The sequence below is a fragment of the Bacillus sp. 007/AIA-02/001 genome (genome assembly GCF_004634455.1).
Taxonomy (GTDB): domain Bacteria; phylum Bacillota; class Bacilli; order Bacillales; family Bacillaceae_G; genus Bacillus_A; species Bacillus_A cereus.
In genome coordinates, this window is record NZ_SEIY01000034.1 from 1 (window position 1) to 16,079 (window position 16,079).

Consider the following 16,079-nt stretch of genomic DNA (forward strand, 5'->3'; position numbering starts at 1 on the left):
TCGAGGTGGAAGCATGGTGACATGTGGAGCTGACGAATACTAATAGATCGAGGACTTAACCATATAATATGTAGCAAATGTTATCTAGTTTTGAAGGAATATGCCTTCATAGTTTGGTGATGATGGCAGAGAGGTCACACCCGTTCCCATACCGAACACGGAAGTTAAGCTCTCTAGCGCCGATGGTAGTTGGGACCTTGTCCCTGTGAGAGTAGGACGTCGCCAAGCTATTTATATTGTCGCGGGGTGGAGCAGCACGGTAGCTCGTCGGGCTCATAACCCGAAGGTCGCAGGTTCAAATCCTGTCCCCGCAACCAAATGGTCCCGTGGTGTAGTGGTTAACATGCCTGCCTGTCACGCAGGAGATCGCCGGTTCGACCCCGGTCGGGACCGCCATTTCATATAAAGAAAAGAACGAAACAAGTTGTTTCGTATTTTTTTATTTGTTTTAACAAAAAACTAATAAAGACAGTCAAACTATCCTTAGGACAACTCCTAAGGACTTTTTTATATATTCAAAACCTGTATAATAAAGAGCAGAGAACATTGTGAGTAAAGTAGGTGAAGTCTGTGAGTAAATATGAAGTAACAACAAAATCTTCTGAGGAAACACAAAGGTTATCAGAAAAACTAGGTGAGCTCGTAGAGGCACAAGATGTAATTATTTTAGAAGGAGATCTTGGAGCTGGTAAGACGACTTTTACAAAGGGACTAGCAAAAGGTCTTGGAGTGAAAAGAGTTGTAAATAGTCCTACCTTTAATATCATTAAAGAATATAAAGGTAGGTTACCGCTATATCATATGGACGTGTATCGCTTAGCAGAAAGTGAAGAGGACTTAGGCTTTGATGAATATTTCTACGGTGAAGGAATTACGGTAGTAGAATGGGCTCATTTAATAGAGGTATATTTACCAAATGAAAAGTTACAAATTAGTTTATTCCATGCTGGAGATGACACAAGAAAAATTATACTCGAGCCAATTGGAGATCGCTATATTAGATTATGTGAGGAGCTATTACAAGATGAAAGTACTAGCAATTGATACTTCAAATTACGTAATGGGTGTATCCCTTATTGAGGAAGGAAACGTAATTGGGGAAATCATTACAAATTTAACAAAAAACCATTCTGTACGTCTTATGCCAGCTGTAGAGAAACTGTTAAAAGAGTGTGGCGTAAAACCGAAGGAATTAACTAAAATCGTTGTAGCTGCTGGACCTGGATCCTATACAGGTGTTCGCATAGGCGTGACAGCGGCGAAAACATTAGCTTGGTCACTTCAAATACCAATTGTAGGTGTATCAAGTTTAGAGGTAGTAGCTGCAAACGGTGCTAACTTTAGCGGGTTAATTTGTCCTTTATTTGATGGAAGACGTGGGCAAATTTATACTGGGTTATATACATATGAAGGAGAGCAGTTAACTTCAATAGAAGAAGACCGAATTATTCTTATTGTGGACTGGTTGCAAATGTTAAAAGATAAAGGACAGCCTGTTTTATTTATCGGTAACGATGTTAAATTGCATAAAGAAACAATTATAGAACATTTAGGTGATCAAGCTGTATTCGCTCCATTTACTAAAAATAACCCAAGACCAAGTGAGCTAGCATTCTTAGGATTACAAAAAGAAGAACAAGATGTGCATACGTTTGTTCCAAGCTATCTTCGTTTAGCTGAAGCTGAAACAAAGTGGTTAGAAAGTCAAAACAAGTAGGAGCTTGCAGAAGATGGATATGATATTTAGAAAGATGGAGCTTGATGATATTGCTCAAATTGTAGCTATTGAAGAAGCGTCTTTTTCAACTCCTTGGACTGCAGATGCCTTTCACCGTGAATTAACGATGAATGAACATGCACATTATATTGTGTTAGAAAAAGATGGTCGTGTAGTCGGGTATTGTGGATTGTGGATAATTATTGATGAATCACATATAACAAATATAGCTATTTTGCCAGAATACCGAGGTCAAAAGTTAGGAGATACCCTATTGAAAGCAGTTATTTCTGAAGCGAAAGAACTAGGGGTAAAAACAATGACACTTGAAGTACGTGTATCAAATGAAGTAGCAAAGCAGTTATACAGAAAATACGGATTTCAAAATGGTGGGATTCGTAAACGATACTATGCAGACAATCAGGAAGATGGTCTCGTAATGTGGGTGAATATATAATGGAAAAAAATACGATTATACTTGGTATTGAAACAAGTTGTGATGAAACAGCAGTAGCAGTTGTTAAAAATGGAACGGAAATTATTGCGAATGTCGTTGCATCACAAATTGAAAGTCATAAACGTTTTGGCGGCGTTGTACCAGAGATTGCATCCCGTCATCATGTAGAAGAAATTACAGTTGTGTTAGAAGAAGCATTAAAGGAAGCAAACATCACATTTGATGATATTGATGCAATTGCTGTAACAGAAGGTCCTGGTTTAGTAGGAGCACTTCTAATTGGAGTAAATGCAGCGAAGGCAGTAGCGTTTGCACATGATATTCCGTTAGTCGGTGTTCATCATATTGCTGGTCATATTTATGCGAACCGTTTAGTAAAAGAAGTTCAATTCCCGTTATTATCACTTGTTGTATCTGGTGGGCATACGGAACTTGTTTATATGAAAGAACATGGTTCATTCGAAGTAATTGGTGAAACACGAGACGATGCAGCTGGAGAAGCATATGATAAAGTAGCTCGTACGTTATCTATGCCATATCCAGGTGGTCCTCATATTGATCGCCTTGCACATGAAGGAGAACCGACAATTGATTTGCCTCGTGCATGGCTAGAACCGGATTCATATGATTTTAGCTTTAGTGGATTGAAATCAGCAGTTATCAACACTGTGCATAACGCAAAACAACGCGGTATAGAAATTGCGCCAGAAGATTTAGCGGCAAGTTTCCAAGAAAGTGTAATAGATGTACTTGTAACGAAAGCAGCTCGTGCAGCAGAAGCTTATAATGTAAAGCAATTACTTCTTGCTGGTGGAGTAGCTGCTAATAAAGGACTTCGTGCGCGATTAGAAGAGGAATTTGCACAAAAAGAAAACATTGAATTAATTATTCCGCCGCTATCTTTATGCACAGATAATGCAGCGATGATTGCAGCGGCAGGGACAATTGCTTATGAACAAGGTAAGCGTGCAACATTAGCCTTAAATGCAAATCCAGGATTAGATATTGAAGCATAGTTATACACATAATTAACCACAGGTTGTGGATAAAACCCATATTGTCTGTTGATAATGTGGGTTTTATTGTGTATATAAAATGTTGATAACTTTTTTGTTGATTGTGGATAATGTGGAAAAGTTATTTTAAGGTTTATTTTATAAAGGTGGATATGTGTATAAACTTGTGGATAAATAGGATGATGTCAGACCTTTGAGTTTGTTCTTTTTCGGGAAATAAAAAGTAAGAAGATATCCCCGAAAAACATTTTGAAACATCCCCCTATTATAGAAGATGCTAATATTGTCAATCTTTGTCGTTAAATCGATATTTCGTGTCGAATTGTTAATATATATAGGGTTACAATAGATATATTTGAAAAATCGTTGGTATATTCTAAGTTACGATTGATATACTCAAAAAATTGTTTCTGTATTAAAAGAAAAAAAAGATGTCGCATAGTCAAAAATCCTGACTTATGAGACATCTTCCTTATTTAAATATGCTTATACATGCAGCTCTTCCCATTCTGCCATACAAGTTTCAAGTTGTTCTTGTAGCGTTTGCTTTTTAGTTGTAATTTCACTAGCTTTTTCATAATCTGCATATATTTCTGGTAAGCAAAGTTGATCTTCTAACGTAGCAATTTCTTCTTCTAATTCTAATATACTTTGTTCTAGCTCTTCAATTTTTCTAGTGCGTTGACGCTCTAGTTTTTTACGCTCTTTTTCTTCTAAATAATTTAATTTCTCTTGTGCAACCACCTTTTGAACAGGAATGTCACTTTCTTGCTGTTCAAGTTCTGCACGTTCAATCATTTCATTTTTCTTTTCAACGTAGTAATCGTAATCCCCTAAATATTCCTGTGCACCTTCTGTTGATAACTCAACCACAGTCGTTGTTACACGGTTAATAAAGTAGCGGTCATGTGAGACGAATAGAAGAGTCCCCGGATAATCAATTAAAGCATTCTCCAAAATTTCTTTACTGTTTAAATCAAGGTGGTTCGTAGGTTCATCTAGAATTAATAAATTTGATTTTTGCATCATAAGTTTTGCAAGAGCTAATCGAGCTTTTTGTCCACCACTAAGGGAAGATACTGGTTTCAGTACATCATCTCCTGTGAATAAAAAATTCCCGAGTATAGTACGGATTTCTTTTTCAGGTTGCAGTGGATATTCATCCCATAGTTCATTTAAAACCCGTTTAGAAGATGTTAAGTTTGCTTGTTCTTGATCATAATAACCAACAGATACATTTGATCCGAAAGAAACATCACCATTTAATAGTGGTAACTTATTCACAATAGACTTTAACAATGTGGATTTCCCAATTCCGTTTGGACCAACTAAAGCAACACTATCTCCGCGAGTTAAGCGCATAGTTACATGTTCAATTATAGGGTTCTCATCATAGCCGATGGTTGCATCATTTACTTGTAAAACATCATTTCCACTTTGCTTTTCAATATCGAAGTGGAATGATGCTGACTTAGAATCCCCTAATGGTCTCGTTAATAATTCCATTCTGTCTAGTTGTTTACGACGACTTTGAGCACGTTTCGTTGTAGAAGCGCGAGCTATATTCTTTTGAACGAAGTCCTCAAGTTTTGCGATTTCATCTTGTTGTTTTTCGTAACGTTTCATTTCTTGCCCATATAATGCTGATTTTAAGTCTAAATATTTACTGTAGTTACCAACAAATCGTCTGCTTTCTTTATTCGAAATTTCATATACTTGTGTAACGAGTTTGTCTAAGAAATAACGGTCATGTGAAACGATTAATATTGCGCCAGGATAACCTTGTAAATATTGCTCAAGCCACGTTAATGTTTCGATGTCTAAATGGTTTGTAGGCTCATCCAAAATAAGTAAGTCTGGTTTTGTTAATAATAATTTCCCGAGAGCTAATCTTGTTTTTTGCCCGCCGCTTAAAGTAGAGATCGTCGTCTGGTGCGTTTCAACTGGGAAGCCAAGGCCGCTTAAAATGGAGCGAATATCCGCTTCATATTGATATCCACCTTGATCTTTATAATTGAGTTGCAATTGGTCATAATCAGCTAACAATCTTTCATATGTAGCTTCGTTTGAAAAGTTTTCTTCTTTTCCCATTTCTTGCTCAAGCCTTCGAAGTTTTGTCTCCATTTGCTGTAAGTGGGTAAAGACGGTTAGCATTTCATCCCAAATTGTTAAAGACGTTTCTAGTCCAGTATTTTGAGCTAAATATCCGATTGAGACATCTTTCGGTTTTATAATTTCGCCACCATCATGAGATAATTCACCAGCGATAATTTTTAATAATGTAGATTTGCCTGCTCCATTCCTTCCAACTAATGCGATACGATCTTTTGTTTGTACTTCCAATTTTATGTTTGCAAGAATCGTTTCTGCACCGTATAATTTCGAAAGCGCGTTTACTTGTAATAAAATCAATGTTTTCACCTCAAATAATTTCTTAACTTTGCCATGTTTATATTTCTCAATCATACTAAAAATAGTGTATAGTTTAAAATAAAGAGAGAATACTTCTTCTCTTTATTATACAAGGAATTTAATGAGTGCTAAACTTCTGTATTTGATTAAAGTATATGAATAAAGATAGGAAGAGAGGAGAGGTCATATGGATCAGCAAAAGATTCCACAAGCCACTGCTAAAAGATTGCCTCTATACTATCGATTTATCCAAAACTTATCTCTTTCTGGTAAGCAGCGTGTTTCATCGGCCGAATTGAGTGAGGCAGTAAAAGTAGATTCCGCAACAATACGAAGAGATTTTTCGTATTTTGGAGCGTTAGGGAAAAAGGGATATGGATATAACGTAAATTATTTATTATCATTTTTCCGCGAAACACTTGATCAAGATGATATAACACGTGTAGCACTTATTGGAGTAGGTAATTTAGGGACCGCTTTCTTACATTATAATTTCACGAAAAACAATAATACAAAAATTGAAATGGCATTTGATGTTAGTGAAGAGAAAGTTGGAACAGAAATCGGGGGCATTCCTGTATATCATTTAGATGAATTAGAAGAGAGATTATCAAATGATATACAAGTGGCAATATTAACAGTACCGGCTACAGTAGCACAAGCTGTAGCAGATAGATTAGCTGAAACGAGCGTGCATGGTATTTTGAATTTCACACCAGCGCGATTAAACGTATCAGAGAATATTAGAATTCATCATATTGACTTAGCTGTAGAGTTACAAACATTAGTTTACTTTTTGAAAAACTATCCACAATAAAACGCAGAGGAAGCGACCTCTGCGTTTTATTATTGTTTCTTCTTTGTGAATTTAATTAATATAAGGCGAAGTGCCAAATTAAAATCAATTGTTGCCATAACTGCAAATAGTATTGTCCACATATTCCAGATTGTATCTGTCACGTTCGTAATGGCGAAGCGTGTAAAGATACATCCAAGAAGGAAGTATAGTGCAGCCATGAACAATGGTGAGTTTCTCATACAAAAAATCCTCCGATAAAGCCTTGCATTTTTTCAGCTTCTTTAATCATTTCTTGAATTTGTTCATTGCTCATAAAAATTTGCCCAATAGCGACCAATGTATTCATCGCAACATGAGCTGCAATCGGAACGATAATACGTTTCGTCTTCACATATAAGAAGGCGAATACGAGCCCCATAGCAGTGTATACCAATAAATGAGTAAAATCAAAATGAATTGCTGCGAATACAAGCGAACTAATGATAGCTGCGATAAAGAAGTTAAACTTCTTATAAAGTGCACCAAATAAAATTTTTCTAAATACGATTTCTTCTAAGATAGGTCCAATTATAGATACAACAATAAGGAACCAAGGTGTCGTTCTTGCAATCTCCATCAGTTTCATTGTATTTTCTGAACCTTGTTTAATTCCTAGCAGCTGCATCTCGATCATACCGGCAACTATTTGTGAAAAGAAAGCTAAGAAGAACCCGATGAAAATCCATCCAATAGTAGCTGGAGCAGAAGAGCGCTTTGGATCTAAATGCCTGTCACGAATATCTGTTCTAAGTAACCAAAGTACGATACATAATGCAACAAAGAAGCTAATAATTGCCCAGTGTCCCGTTATGATTTGTCCTTTTTCCTCAATAGTAAATCCTCTATTATCATAGAGTCCTGTTTTTAGGAGAAGTGGCAATCCAACAACGCCAGATAACTGCATTAAAATGTATGTAACGATAATCCACCAGTATTGTTTCTTCAAATGGTTTAACCATCCTTTCTAACTATAGTGTATGAGATAAGTTAGGATAACATGTAAATTATGCTACCTACGATATAAACCTCACTTGAATTATGTTTTTTTCGTAAATCCTTATTTGAAATTATAATAGAAGACAGGAGAAAGTTGTGTGTGTAGCGAAAACAACTTAGGGTGTCCTTTCATATTGTAACATACGAGCAGTGGAAACAACGATTCATATAGTAAAGGCAGTATTCTATATAGAAAGTTTATATAGTGATTTGCGAAAAAATTATGATTTTTTTACTTGCAAAAGAAATTGAGATTATTTATTATTATAAGTGTGTTAGCACTCGGATGACTTGAGTGCTAATAAAAGAAATTTACATAACAAAATGAGGAGGTTATTGTTCATGCTAAAGCCATTAGGTGATCGCGTTGTAATTGAGCTTGTTCAAGCAGAAGAAAAAACAGCAAGTGGTATCGTATTACCAGATACTGCAAAAGAAAAACCACAAGAGGGTAAAGTTGTTGCAGTAGGTACTGGTCGAGTGCTTGAGAATGGTGAGCGTGTTGCTTTAGAGGTAGCAGCAGGTGATCTTATCATCTTCTCAAAATATGCAGGTACTGAAGTGAAATATGAAGGTACAGACTACTTGATTTTACGTGAAAGTGACATTTTAGCAGTTATCGGTTAATTATATAAATCTTAAAAAATCCAAGGGGGTCAATTATTATGGCAAAAGATATTAAATTTAGTGAAGAAGCACGTCGTTCGATGCTTCGCGGTGTCGACACTCTTGCAAATGCAGTAAAAGTAACGCTTGGACCAAAAGGTCGTAACGTTGTTCTTGAGAAAAAATTCGGTTCACCACTTATTACAAATGACGGTGTAACAATCGCAAAAGAAATCGAATTAGAAGATGCATTCGAAAACATGGGTGCGAAACTAGTAGCAGAAGTTGCTAGCAAAACAAATGACGTAGCTGGTGACGGAACAACAACTGCAACTGTATTAGCGCAAGCTATGATTCGTGAAGGTCTTAAAAACGTAACAGCTGGTGCGAACCCAATGGGTCTTCGTAAAGGTATCGAAAAAGCTGTTACTGCTGCAATTGAAGAATTAAAAACGATTTCTAAACCAATCGAAGGTAAATCTTCTATCGCACAAGTAGCTGCTATTTCTGCAGCTGACGAAGAAGTAGGTCAATTAATCGCTGAAGCAATGGAGCGCGTTGGTAACGACGGCGTTATTACTTTAGAAGAATCTAAAGGCTTCACAACAGAATTAGACGTAGTAGAAGGTATGCAATTTGATCGTGGATATGCATCTCCTTACATGATTACTGATTCTGACAAAATGGAAGCAGTTCTTGATAACCCATACATCTTAATCACTGACAAAAAGATTTCTAACATTCAAGAAATCTTACCAGTATTAGAGCAAGTGGTACAACAAGGTAAACCACTTCTTATCATTGCTGAAGATGTAGAAGGCGAAGCGTTAGCTACATTAGTAGTGAACAAACTTCGTGGTACATTCAACGTAGTAGCTGTTAAAGCTCCTGGATTTGGTGACCGTCGTAAAGCAATGCTAGAAGATATCGCAATCTTAACAGGTGGCGAAGTAATCACTGAAGAATTAGGTCGTGACTTAAAATCTGCTACAGTTGAATCTTTAGGACGCGCTGGTAAAGTTGTTGTTACAAAAGAAAACACAACTGTAGTTGAAGGTGTAGGAAGCACAGAACAAATCGAAGCTCGCATCGGTCAAATCCGTGCGCAATTAGAAGAAACAACTTCTGAATTCGATCGTGAAAAATTACAAGAGCGTCTTGCAAAACTTGCAGGTGGCGTAGCGGTAATTAAAGTAGGTGCAGCAACTGAAACTGAGTTGAAAGAACGCAAACTTCGTATTGAAGATGCACTTAACTCAACTCGTGCAGCAGTAGAAGAAGGTATCGTTGCAGGTGGTGGTACTTCACTTATGAACGTATACACAAAAGTAGCTTCTATCGTAGCTGAAGGCGACGAAGCAACAGGTATCAATATCGTACTTCGCGCACTAGAAGAGCCAGTTCGTCAAATCGCAATCAACGCTGGTCTAGAAGGATCTGTAGTTGTAGAGCGTCTAAAAGGCGAAAAAGTAGGCGTTGGTTTCAACGCAGCTACTGGCGAATGGGTTAACATGCTTGAGTCTGGTATCGTAGATCCAGCTAAAGTAACTCGTTCTGCACTTCAAAACGCAGCATCTGTTGCAGCTATGTTCTTAACAACTGAAGCTGTAGTAGCTGACAAACCAGAACCAAATGCACCAGCAATGCCTGACATGGGCGGCATGGGCATGGGTGGTATGGGCGGAATGATGTAATTCCGTTTGCCCTAAAAAACATCCATTTCTATATAGAAATGGATGTTTTTTTATGTTTTTTAGAAAAGGAAATGAATTTCTGTAGAATTTTGTCGCTTTCTCTCTTGACCATATTGATATTTCATTGTTAGAATCTAGGAAGATAATATAAAACGATCCTTCATATATCCTCAATGATATGGTTTGAGAGTCTCTACCGGGTTACCGCAAACAACCTGACTATGAAGGCAGTGTGTCTTATATTTATAAAGAGCGGAGACTATCTTTCTTTATAAAGCCAGACCCCTGCCTTTTCTTTGTTATGAGACTAGAGGCGGAGGACTGGCTTTTTTTATTATATTGGTAATGCTTTTCGCCAAATTGGTGAAAATATTTATATACGAGAACTAACGTTGGGGTGATTATTTTGAAGAAACAACACGATACAATTATCGTTTTAGATTTTGGAAGTCAATACAATCAGTTAATAGCACGTCGAATTCGTGAGTTCGGTGTATACAGTGAACTTCATCCACATACAATTACTGCAGAAGAAATTAAAGCAATGAATCCAAAAGGGATTATTTTCTCTGGTGGACCAAATAGCGTATACGGTGAAGGTGCATTACATTGTGATGAAAAAATCTTTGAACTAGGTTTACCAATCTTCGGTATTTGTTACGGTATGCAGCTTATGACGCAACACTTCGGTGGTAAAGTAGAGCGTGCAAATCACCGTGAGTACGGAAAGGCTGTTCTTAAAGTAGAGAACGAATCAAAATTATATGCGAACCTTCCAGAAGAGCAAGTTGTATGGATGAGCCATGGTGACTTAGTAACTGGTTTACCTGAAGGATTCGTAGTAGACGCAACAAGTGAGTCTTGCCCAATTGCTGGTATGAGCAATGAAGCGAAAAACTTATACGGTGTACAATTCCACCCAGAAGTACGTCACTCTGAGCACGGTAACGATTTAATTAAAAACTTCGTATTCGGCGTATGTGGTTGTTCTGAAGGATGGAACATGGAGAACTTTATCGAAGTAGAATTAGAAAAAATTCGTGAAACTGTTGGAGACAAAAAAGTACTATGCGCACTTAGTGGCGGTGTAGACTCTTCTGTTGTAGCAGTATTAATTCATAAAGCAATCGGCGATCAATTAACTTGTATTTTCGTTGACCACGGCTTACTGCGTAAAGGCGAAGCAGAAGGCGTTATGAAAACATTTAGCGAAGGCTTCCACATGAACGTTATTAAAGTGGATGCAAAAGAACGCTTCATGAACAAGTTAAAAGGTGTAGAAGATCCAGAACAAAAACGTAAAATCATCGGTAACGAATTCATTTACGTATTTGATGATGAAGCGTCTAAATTACAAGGTATGGACTTTTTAGCACAAGGTACACTTTACACAGACATCGTTGAAAGTGGTACAGCAACTGCACAAACAATTAAATCTCACCACAACGTTGGTGGACTTCCAGAAGACATGCAGTTCAAATTAATTGAGCCTTTAAACACGTTATTTAAAGACGAAGTACGTGTATTAGGATCTGAACTAGGAATTCCTGATGAAATCGTATGGCGTCAACCATTCCCAGGACCGGGTCTTGGTATTCGTGTATTAGGTGAAATTACAGAAGAGAAATTAGAAATCGTTCGTGAATCTGATGCGATTTTACGTGAAGAAATTATTAAAGCGGGCTTAGACCGTGAAATCTGGCAATACTTCACTGCACTTCCTGGTATGCGTAGCGTAGGTGTTATGGGTGACGAGCGTACTTACGATTACACAGTAGGTATCCGTGCAGTAACATCTATCGACGGTATGACAGCTGACTGGGCACGTATCCCTTGGGACGTATTAGAGAAAATCTCTGTACGTATCGTAAACGAAGTAAAACACGTTAACCGTATCGTGTATGATGTAACGAGTAAGCCACCAGCAACTATTGAGTGGGAATAGTATTTATAAAAAGGTCCATCTATTGCTTATGCATAGATGGATCTTTTTTATTTTGGCATTAATACGAACGAAACTATAAAAGTTTATGAAAATGTTCGTTTTTAAATTGACAAAACTACTTCGTCGAGTTAATATGATTATGTAATTCAAACGAAAAGTGAATATTATAGCCGTCGTATAATATCGGGGATATGGCCCGAAAGTTTCTACCTAGCTACCGTAAATGGCTTGACTACGAGGCGTTTGTATAAAGATGAGGGGAAACTTGTCTTTGTTTATAGAACGCTTCCATGTATATATGCAATGGAAGCCTTTTTTATTTCTCGGGATAAAAGAGGGCTAGGGTGAAATACGGCGAGTAATCATATAACGGGGGAAACATAGGATGAAACGCTATTTTCAGTTTGATGAGCTCGGTACGAATTATAAGACTGAGTTCATAGCAGGGTTAACGACATTTCTATCTATGGCTTACGTACTATTTGTCAATCCTGCTACGCTGTCGCTTGGAAATGTTAAAGGGTTACCAGCAGGTACAGGGATGGATCCAGGTGCAGTATTCGTTGCTACGGCATTAGCGGCAGCGATCGGTTCGTTAATTATGGGTATTTTCGCGAAGTATCCAATTGCTTTAGCGCCAGGTATGGGGATTAACGCGTTCTTTGCTTATACAGCAGTCTTAACGATGGGTATTCCGTGGCAAACGGCCATTGCCGGAACATTAATGTCAGGTATTATCTTTATTATTCTTACTGCTTCAGGTATTCGTGAAAAAATCATTAATGCAATTCCATCGGAGTTAAAGTTTGCAGTAGCAGCAGGTATTGGATTATTCATTGCTTTCCTTGGATTCCAAAATGCCGGAATTATCGTGAAAAACGATGCGGTTCTTGTTGGGTTGGGGGACTTAACAAAGGGCACAACGTTACTAGCAATCTTCGGGGTTGTTACTACGATCATCTTCATGATTAAGAAAGTTAATGGTGCAGTATTCTACGGTATGATTCTTACAGCGATCTTAGGAGTTGCAACAGGATTAATTGATACTCCGAAAGCTGTGGTGGGAGCAATACCAAGTCTAGAACCAACGTTCGGCGTGGCGTTAACGCACTTCGGAGATATTTTCACAGTTCAAATGGGGATTGTTATTATAACGTTCTTCTTTATCGATTTCTTTGATACAGCAGGTACGCTTGTAGCGGTTGCAAATCAAGCAGGGTTAATGAAGAACAATAAATTACCACGTGCAGGAAAAGCGTTATTTGCAGATGCGATTGCAACTGTAATTGGTGCGATTTTAGGTACATCAACAACAACGTCTTACATTGAATCGTCTGCAGGGGTAGCAGCAGGAGGACGTTCTGGATTTACAGCAGTTGTAACAGCAGGATTCTTCTTACTGGCACTATTCTTCTCGCCATTATTAAGTGTTGTAACGCCAGCTGTAACGGCACCGGCTTTAATTATTGTAGGAATCTTGATGGTTTCTTCCTTAGGGGAAATTGATTGGAAGAAATTCGAGATTGCAGTACCAGCATTCTTTACAATTATCTCTATGCCACTTACGTATAGTATCGCAACTGGGATTGCCATTGGATTTATCTTCTATCCAATTACAATGGTTGTGAGTGGTCGTCGTAAAGAGGTTCATCCGATTATGTATGTTATGGGAGTTTTATTCGTACTATATTTCATCTACGTTCGTAAATAAAAGGGGTTTTTTAAAGGTCTAGACTTAAGGGGAGTCTAGACCTTTTTGCGTCTTCAGAAAATCTTAAGGATTTCCGAGCGTTTTTCTTCAGAAGTTTTCCTATAATAGAAGTTAGGGATTAAAAAAGTGATGGGGGAGATATTGTGGCACACGAAACAATACTTGTCGTAGATGATGAAAAAGAAATTCGGAATTTAATTACAATCTATTTAAAGAATGAAGGATATAAAGTATTACAAGCAGGAGACGGAGAAGAAGGATTACGTCTATTGGAAGAAAATGAAGTACATCTAGTCGTATTAGATATTATGATGCCGAAAGTGGATGGTATTCATATGTGTATGAAGGTAAGGGAAGCGAAAGAAATGCCTATTATTATGCTTTCTGCCAAAACGCAAGATATGGATAAGATTTTAGGATTAACAACAGGGGCAGATGATTACGTAACGAAGCCCTTTAATCCATTAGAGTTAATTGCACGAATTAAATCTCAGTTACGCCGTTATATGAAAATGAATGGTTTCGCTGTCCAAAATGAGGACGAGTTAGAAATTGGGGAGATGAAAATCAACATCTCGACCCATAAAGTTGTTGTAGAGGGAGAAGAAGTGAAACTAACTCCGAGGGAATTTTCAATTTTAGAATTGCTAGCTAGAAATCCAGGTATGGTGTTTAGTGCGGAGCAAATTTATGAAAAGGTGTGGAACGAACGATCTTTCCAGTCTGATAATACTGTAATGGTGCACATTCGGAAAGTGCGTGAAAAGATTGAGGAGAATCCAAGGAAACCTAGATATATAAAAACAGTATGGGGAGTGGGGTATAAGATTGAAAAAGATATTTAATCCGTTTACTTATATAAGGAAAATAAGAGAATTAATTGAGAAATTAGTAAAGAGCGTACGAAAGAGTATAAGGATTCAATTGATTACTACTTTTGCTGCTTGTGCGTTATTAGGAGTTTTGTCAGCGAAGGGAGCTGCGCCATTTTTTGAGAATGCGAATCGTCAAGCAACTATCGATTATCGGGCTGGTATGGAACAAATTAATCACCAAGCTCAAGGAGCGGCAAATAGTTCGGTTCATGAAAATAAATTAGAAGCTATATCAAATATGATCGAAATGGAGAACCAAAATTTAGAGCAAGGGTCTAGAGCTTTAAAGATATTGGTTACTGATGAAAGTGGTAAAGTTTTATATAAAACAAAGCAAGCGCAAGAAGAGCAAATCGATTTGCATAATACGATTCGTAATGCAGCATCATTTGCGATTAATTATACAGATGGTAGAAATGTATTTGAAAGTACAAGAAAAGAGTTTATATCTTTTTCACCTATTACTATTGAAGGAAAGAATTTGTACATGTTTGTTAGCGGAATTCCAGAGGGAGAGGTAATGTATGACACGAAAGAAGGGCCATTCCCGTTTTTAATTGGTGTTCTTGTATTCATTTTCTCTTTCTTCTATATAACAAAGAGAAAGATGAAGCAGATTGAAGCAATGGCACAAGGTGTAAAGGAAATAGAAAGAGGCAACTTAGCGTACCGCATTGAGAAAAAAGGTGAAGATGAGATTGCAGCTTTAACTGAGAATATTAATAATATGGCAGAAGAGCTTATGAATAATATAGAAAAGGAACGTAAATTAGAGAAGCAAAAGAATGAGCTTATTACGAATGTATCTCACGATTTACGCACACCGCTGACTTCTATTATGGGCTACTTACGATTACTTCGAGATTCTAAATATGAAAATAAAGAACAACACGATGAGTATACGAGAATTGCTTTTGCGAAGTCGGAGCAGTTAAAGAATTTAATAGAAGATTTATTTGAGTATACGAAGTTAACAAATGAGCAAGTTATATTAGAAAAACAAGAGGTTTGTATAAATGAGTTACTCGAGCAATTAATAGAAGAGTTAGTACCGCAAGCAGAAGAGCATGGACTTACGTTTGTTAAGAAGTTTCCTGAGGAACGTGCTTATGCATCGATTGATTCGGAAAAGATGGTTCGTGTATTTGATAATTTACTAATGAATGCGATTAAGTATAGTAAAGATGATGCAGATATAAAAGTTTCTCTTCAAAGGCAGCGTAGGGATATACAAATTGTAATTGCGAATCATAGTGAAGAGTTTACGAGAGAAGAGTTAGCGAGTTTGTTTGAACGCTTTTATAAGAAAGATCAATCCCGAAGTAGAGTAACAGAAGGATCGGGACTTGGATTGGCAATTGCGAAAAGTATTGTTGAGTTACAAGGTGGTAGTATTCGAGCGGAATATAGGGATGGTATTATTCAATTTATCGTTTCGTTACCAATTATAGAAAAATAATAAATGAATAGAATGATATGTGATAAAAAGGCTTATTTTAAAAGAAATAAGCCTTTTTATATTTTTTATAAAAACATATTGACGATTAGAGCTTAGAGGTGTAATATAGAACAAGTCGCCGATGATAATAACGTCGAAAGCGACAAACGAAATAAAAAACTTAGTTGACATTGAAAGATGAAAATGTTAACATAAGGAAGTCGCAAATGAGCGACCAAGTAGTTCTTTGAAAACTGAACGAAACAAACAACGTGAAACGTCAATTTTTATTTTAGATGCTAGACAAACTAACTTTATTGGAGAGTTTGATCCTGGCTCAGGATGAACGCTGGCGGCGTGCCTAATACATGCAA

Annotated in this window: 14 protein-coding genes, 2 tRNA genes, 2 rRNA genes and 2 riboswitches; of the genes, 15 read left to right on the forward strand and 3 right to left on the reverse strand. The window is 37.2% G+C overall.

Annotated features, from left to right (window positions below):
- Nucleotides 1-112: 112 nt before the first annotated feature.
- From rrf to tsaD, 7 genes are all read left to right on the forward strand, one after another.
- Nucleotides 113-228 (forward strand): 5S ribosomal RNA (gene rrf, locus ES895_RS28565).
- Between the two features lie 12 nt (nt 229-240).
- Nucleotides 241-317 (forward strand) — tRNA-Met (locus tag ES895_RS28570).
- A gap of 3 nt (nt 318-320) precedes the next feature.
- A tRNA-Asp gene (locus tag ES895_RS28575) sits at nt 321-396 on the forward strand.
- A 174-nt stretch (nt 397-570) separates the two neighbouring features.
- The gene (gene tsaE / locus ES895_RS28580) at nt 571-1,044 is read left to right on the forward strand and encodes a tRNA (adenosine(37)-N6)-threonylcarbamoyltransferase complex ATPase subunit type 1 TsaE (RefSeq protein WP_135238857.1); all 474 of its coding nucleotides are present in this window, start codon (nt 571-573) and stop codon (nt 1,042-1,044) included.
- Nucleotides 1,025-1,717 carry a tRNA (adenosine(37)-N6)-threonylcarbamoyltransferase complex dimerization subunit type 1 TsaB gene (gene tsaB / locus ES895_RS28585; protein ID WP_000865756.1) on the forward strand — a complete coding sequence of 231 codons (693 nt, stop codon included), beginning with the start codon at nt 1,025-1,027 and terminating at the stop codon, nt 1,715-1,717. Before tsaE ends, tsaB begins: the two co-directional genes overlap by 20 nt.
- A gap of 13 nt (nt 1,718-1,730) precedes the next feature.
- Nucleotides 1,731-2,174 (forward strand): ribosomal protein S18-alanine N-acetyltransferase, encoded by a 444-nt coding sequence (gene rimI / locus ES895_RS28590; RefSeq protein WP_053513231.1) that lies wholly within the window; start codon nt 1,731-1,733, stop codon nt 2,172-2,174.
- On the forward strand, nt 2,174-3,190 hold the full coding sequence (gene tsaD, locus ES895_RS28595) for a tRNA (adenosine(37)-N6)-threonylcarbamoyltransferase complex transferase subunit TsaD (RefSeq protein ID WP_000414585.1): 1,017 nt from the start codon (nt 2,174-2,176) through the stop codon (nt 3,188-3,190). The genes rimI and tsaD overlap by 1 nt, the downstream gene beginning before the upstream one ends.
- Nucleotides 3,191-3,676: 486 nt before the next feature.
- On the opposite strand, the gene ES895_RS28600 is transcribed toward tsaD, so the two are convergent.
- Nucleotides 3,677-5,602, reverse strand: a complete 1,926-nt coding sequence (locus tag ES895_RS28600) for an ABC-F family ATP-binding cassette domain-containing protein (protein ID WP_277680611.1) — start codon at nt 5,600-5,602, stop codon at nt 3,677-3,679.
- 187 nt (nt 5,603-5,789) lie between these two features.
- On the opposite strand from ES895_RS28600, the gene ES895_RS28605 reads away from it, so the two are divergent.
- Nucleotides 5,790-6,419 carry a redox-sensing transcriptional repressor Rex gene (locus tag ES895_RS28605; RefSeq protein ID WP_000372699.1) on the forward strand — a complete coding sequence of 210 codons (630 nt, stop codon included), beginning with the start codon at nt 5,790-5,792 and terminating at the stop codon, nt 6,417-6,419.
- A 29-nt stretch (nt 6,420-6,448) separates the two neighbouring features.
- On the opposite strand, the gene ES895_RS28610 is transcribed toward ES895_RS28605, so the two are convergent.
- Together ES895_RS28610 and ES895_RS28615 are read right to left on the reverse strand one after the other, a co-directional pair.
- Entirely contained in the window at nt 6,449-6,640 is a 192-nt protein-coding gene (locus ES895_RS28610) for a YdiK family protein (protein WP_001246200.1), read from the reverse strand.
- Nucleotides 6,637-7,386, reverse strand: coding sequence for a CPBP family intramembrane glutamic endopeptidase (locus ES895_RS28615; RefSeq protein WP_000745326.1), 750 nt, complete (start codon nt 7,384-7,386; stop codon nt 6,637-6,639). The genes ES895_RS28610 and ES895_RS28615 overlap by 4 nt, the downstream gene beginning before the upstream one ends.
- Nucleotides 7,387-7,778: 392 nt before the next feature.
- On the opposite strand from ES895_RS28615, the gene groES reads away from it, so the two are divergent.
- The 7 genes from groES to ES895_RS28655 form a co-directional block, all read left to right on the forward strand.
- Nucleotides 7,779-8,063, forward strand: coding sequence for a co-chaperone GroES (gene groES / locus ES895_RS28620; protein ID WP_000917311.1), 285 nt, complete (start codon nt 7,779-7,781; stop codon nt 8,061-8,063).
- A gap of 38 nt (nt 8,064-8,101) precedes the next feature.
- Nucleotides 8,102-9,736, forward strand: a complete 1,635-nt coding sequence (gene groL, locus ES895_RS28625) for a chaperonin GroEL (protein ID WP_001029993.1) — start codon at nt 8,102-8,104, stop codon at nt 9,734-9,736.
- Nucleotides 9,737-9,876: 140 nt separating this feature from the next.
- Nucleotides 9,877-9,978: riboswitch (purine riboswitch) on the forward strand.
- Nucleotides 9,979-10,142: 164 nt separating this feature from the next.
- Nucleotides 10,143-11,681, forward strand: coding sequence for a glutamine-hydrolyzing GMP synthase (guaA, locus tag ES895_RS28630; protein WP_000743906.1), 1,539 nt, complete (start codon nt 10,143-10,145; stop codon nt 11,679-11,681).
- A 153-nt stretch (nt 11,682-11,834) separates the two neighbouring features.
- A riboswitch (purine riboswitch) is annotated at nt 11,835-11,936 on the forward strand.
- Between the two features lie 130 nt (nt 11,937-12,066).
- Complete coding sequence (locus ES895_RS28635; RefSeq protein ID WP_000833096.1) at nt 12,067-13,392, forward strand: NCS2 family permease; 1,326 nt, start codon at nt 12,067-12,069, stop codon at nt 13,390-13,392.
- Between the two features lie 143 nt (nt 13,393-13,535).
- Complete coding sequence (locus ES895_RS28640) at nt 13,536-14,237, forward strand: response regulator transcription factor (RefSeq protein ID WP_000929887.1); 702 nt, start codon at nt 13,536-13,538, stop codon at nt 14,235-14,237.
- On the forward strand, nt 14,221-15,726 hold the full coding sequence (gene ampS, locus ES895_RS28645; RefSeq protein WP_098569046.1) for an aminopeptidase AmpS: 1,506 nt from the start codon (nt 14,221-14,223) through the stop codon (nt 15,724-15,726). The genes ES895_RS28640 and ampS overlap by 17 nt, the downstream gene beginning before the upstream one ends.
- Before the next feature lie 293 nt (nt 15,727-16,019).
- Nucleotides 16,020-16,079 (forward strand): 16S ribosomal RNA (locus ES895_RS28655); the annotation flags it as partial.

Bases quoted from the DNA above. Each gene is read 5' to 3' on its own strand.
- groL (WP_001029993.1), top strand. From the start codon at position 8,102: ATGGCAAAAGATATTAAATTTAGTGAAGAAGCACGTCGTTCGATGCTT.
- groES (WP_000917311.1), top strand. From the start codon at position 7,779: ATGCTAAAGCCATTAGGTGATCGCGTTGTAATTGAGCTTGTTCAAGCA.
- ES895_RS28635 (WP_000833096.1), top strand. From the start codon at position 12,067: ATGAAACGCTATTTTCAGTTTGATGAGCTCGGTACGAATTATAAGACT.
- ES895_RS28605 (WP_000372699.1), top strand. From the start codon at position 5,790: ATGGATCAGCAAAAGATTCCACAAGCCACTGCTAAAAGATTGCCTCTA.
- tsaB (WP_000865756.1), top strand. From the start codon at position 1,025: ATGAAAGTACTAGCAATTGATACTTCAAATTACGTAATGGGTGTATCC.
- ES895_RS28610 (WP_001246200.1), bottom strand. From the start codon at position 6,640: ATGAGAAACTCACCATTGTTCATGGCTGCACTATACTTCCTTCTTGGA.
- tsaD (WP_000414585.1), top strand. From the start codon at position 2,174: ATGGAAAAAAATACGATTATACTTGGTATTGAAACAAGTTGTGATGAA.
- rimI (WP_053513231.1), top strand. From the start codon at position 1,731: ATGGATATGATATTTAGAAAGATGGAGCTTGATGATATTGCTCAAATT.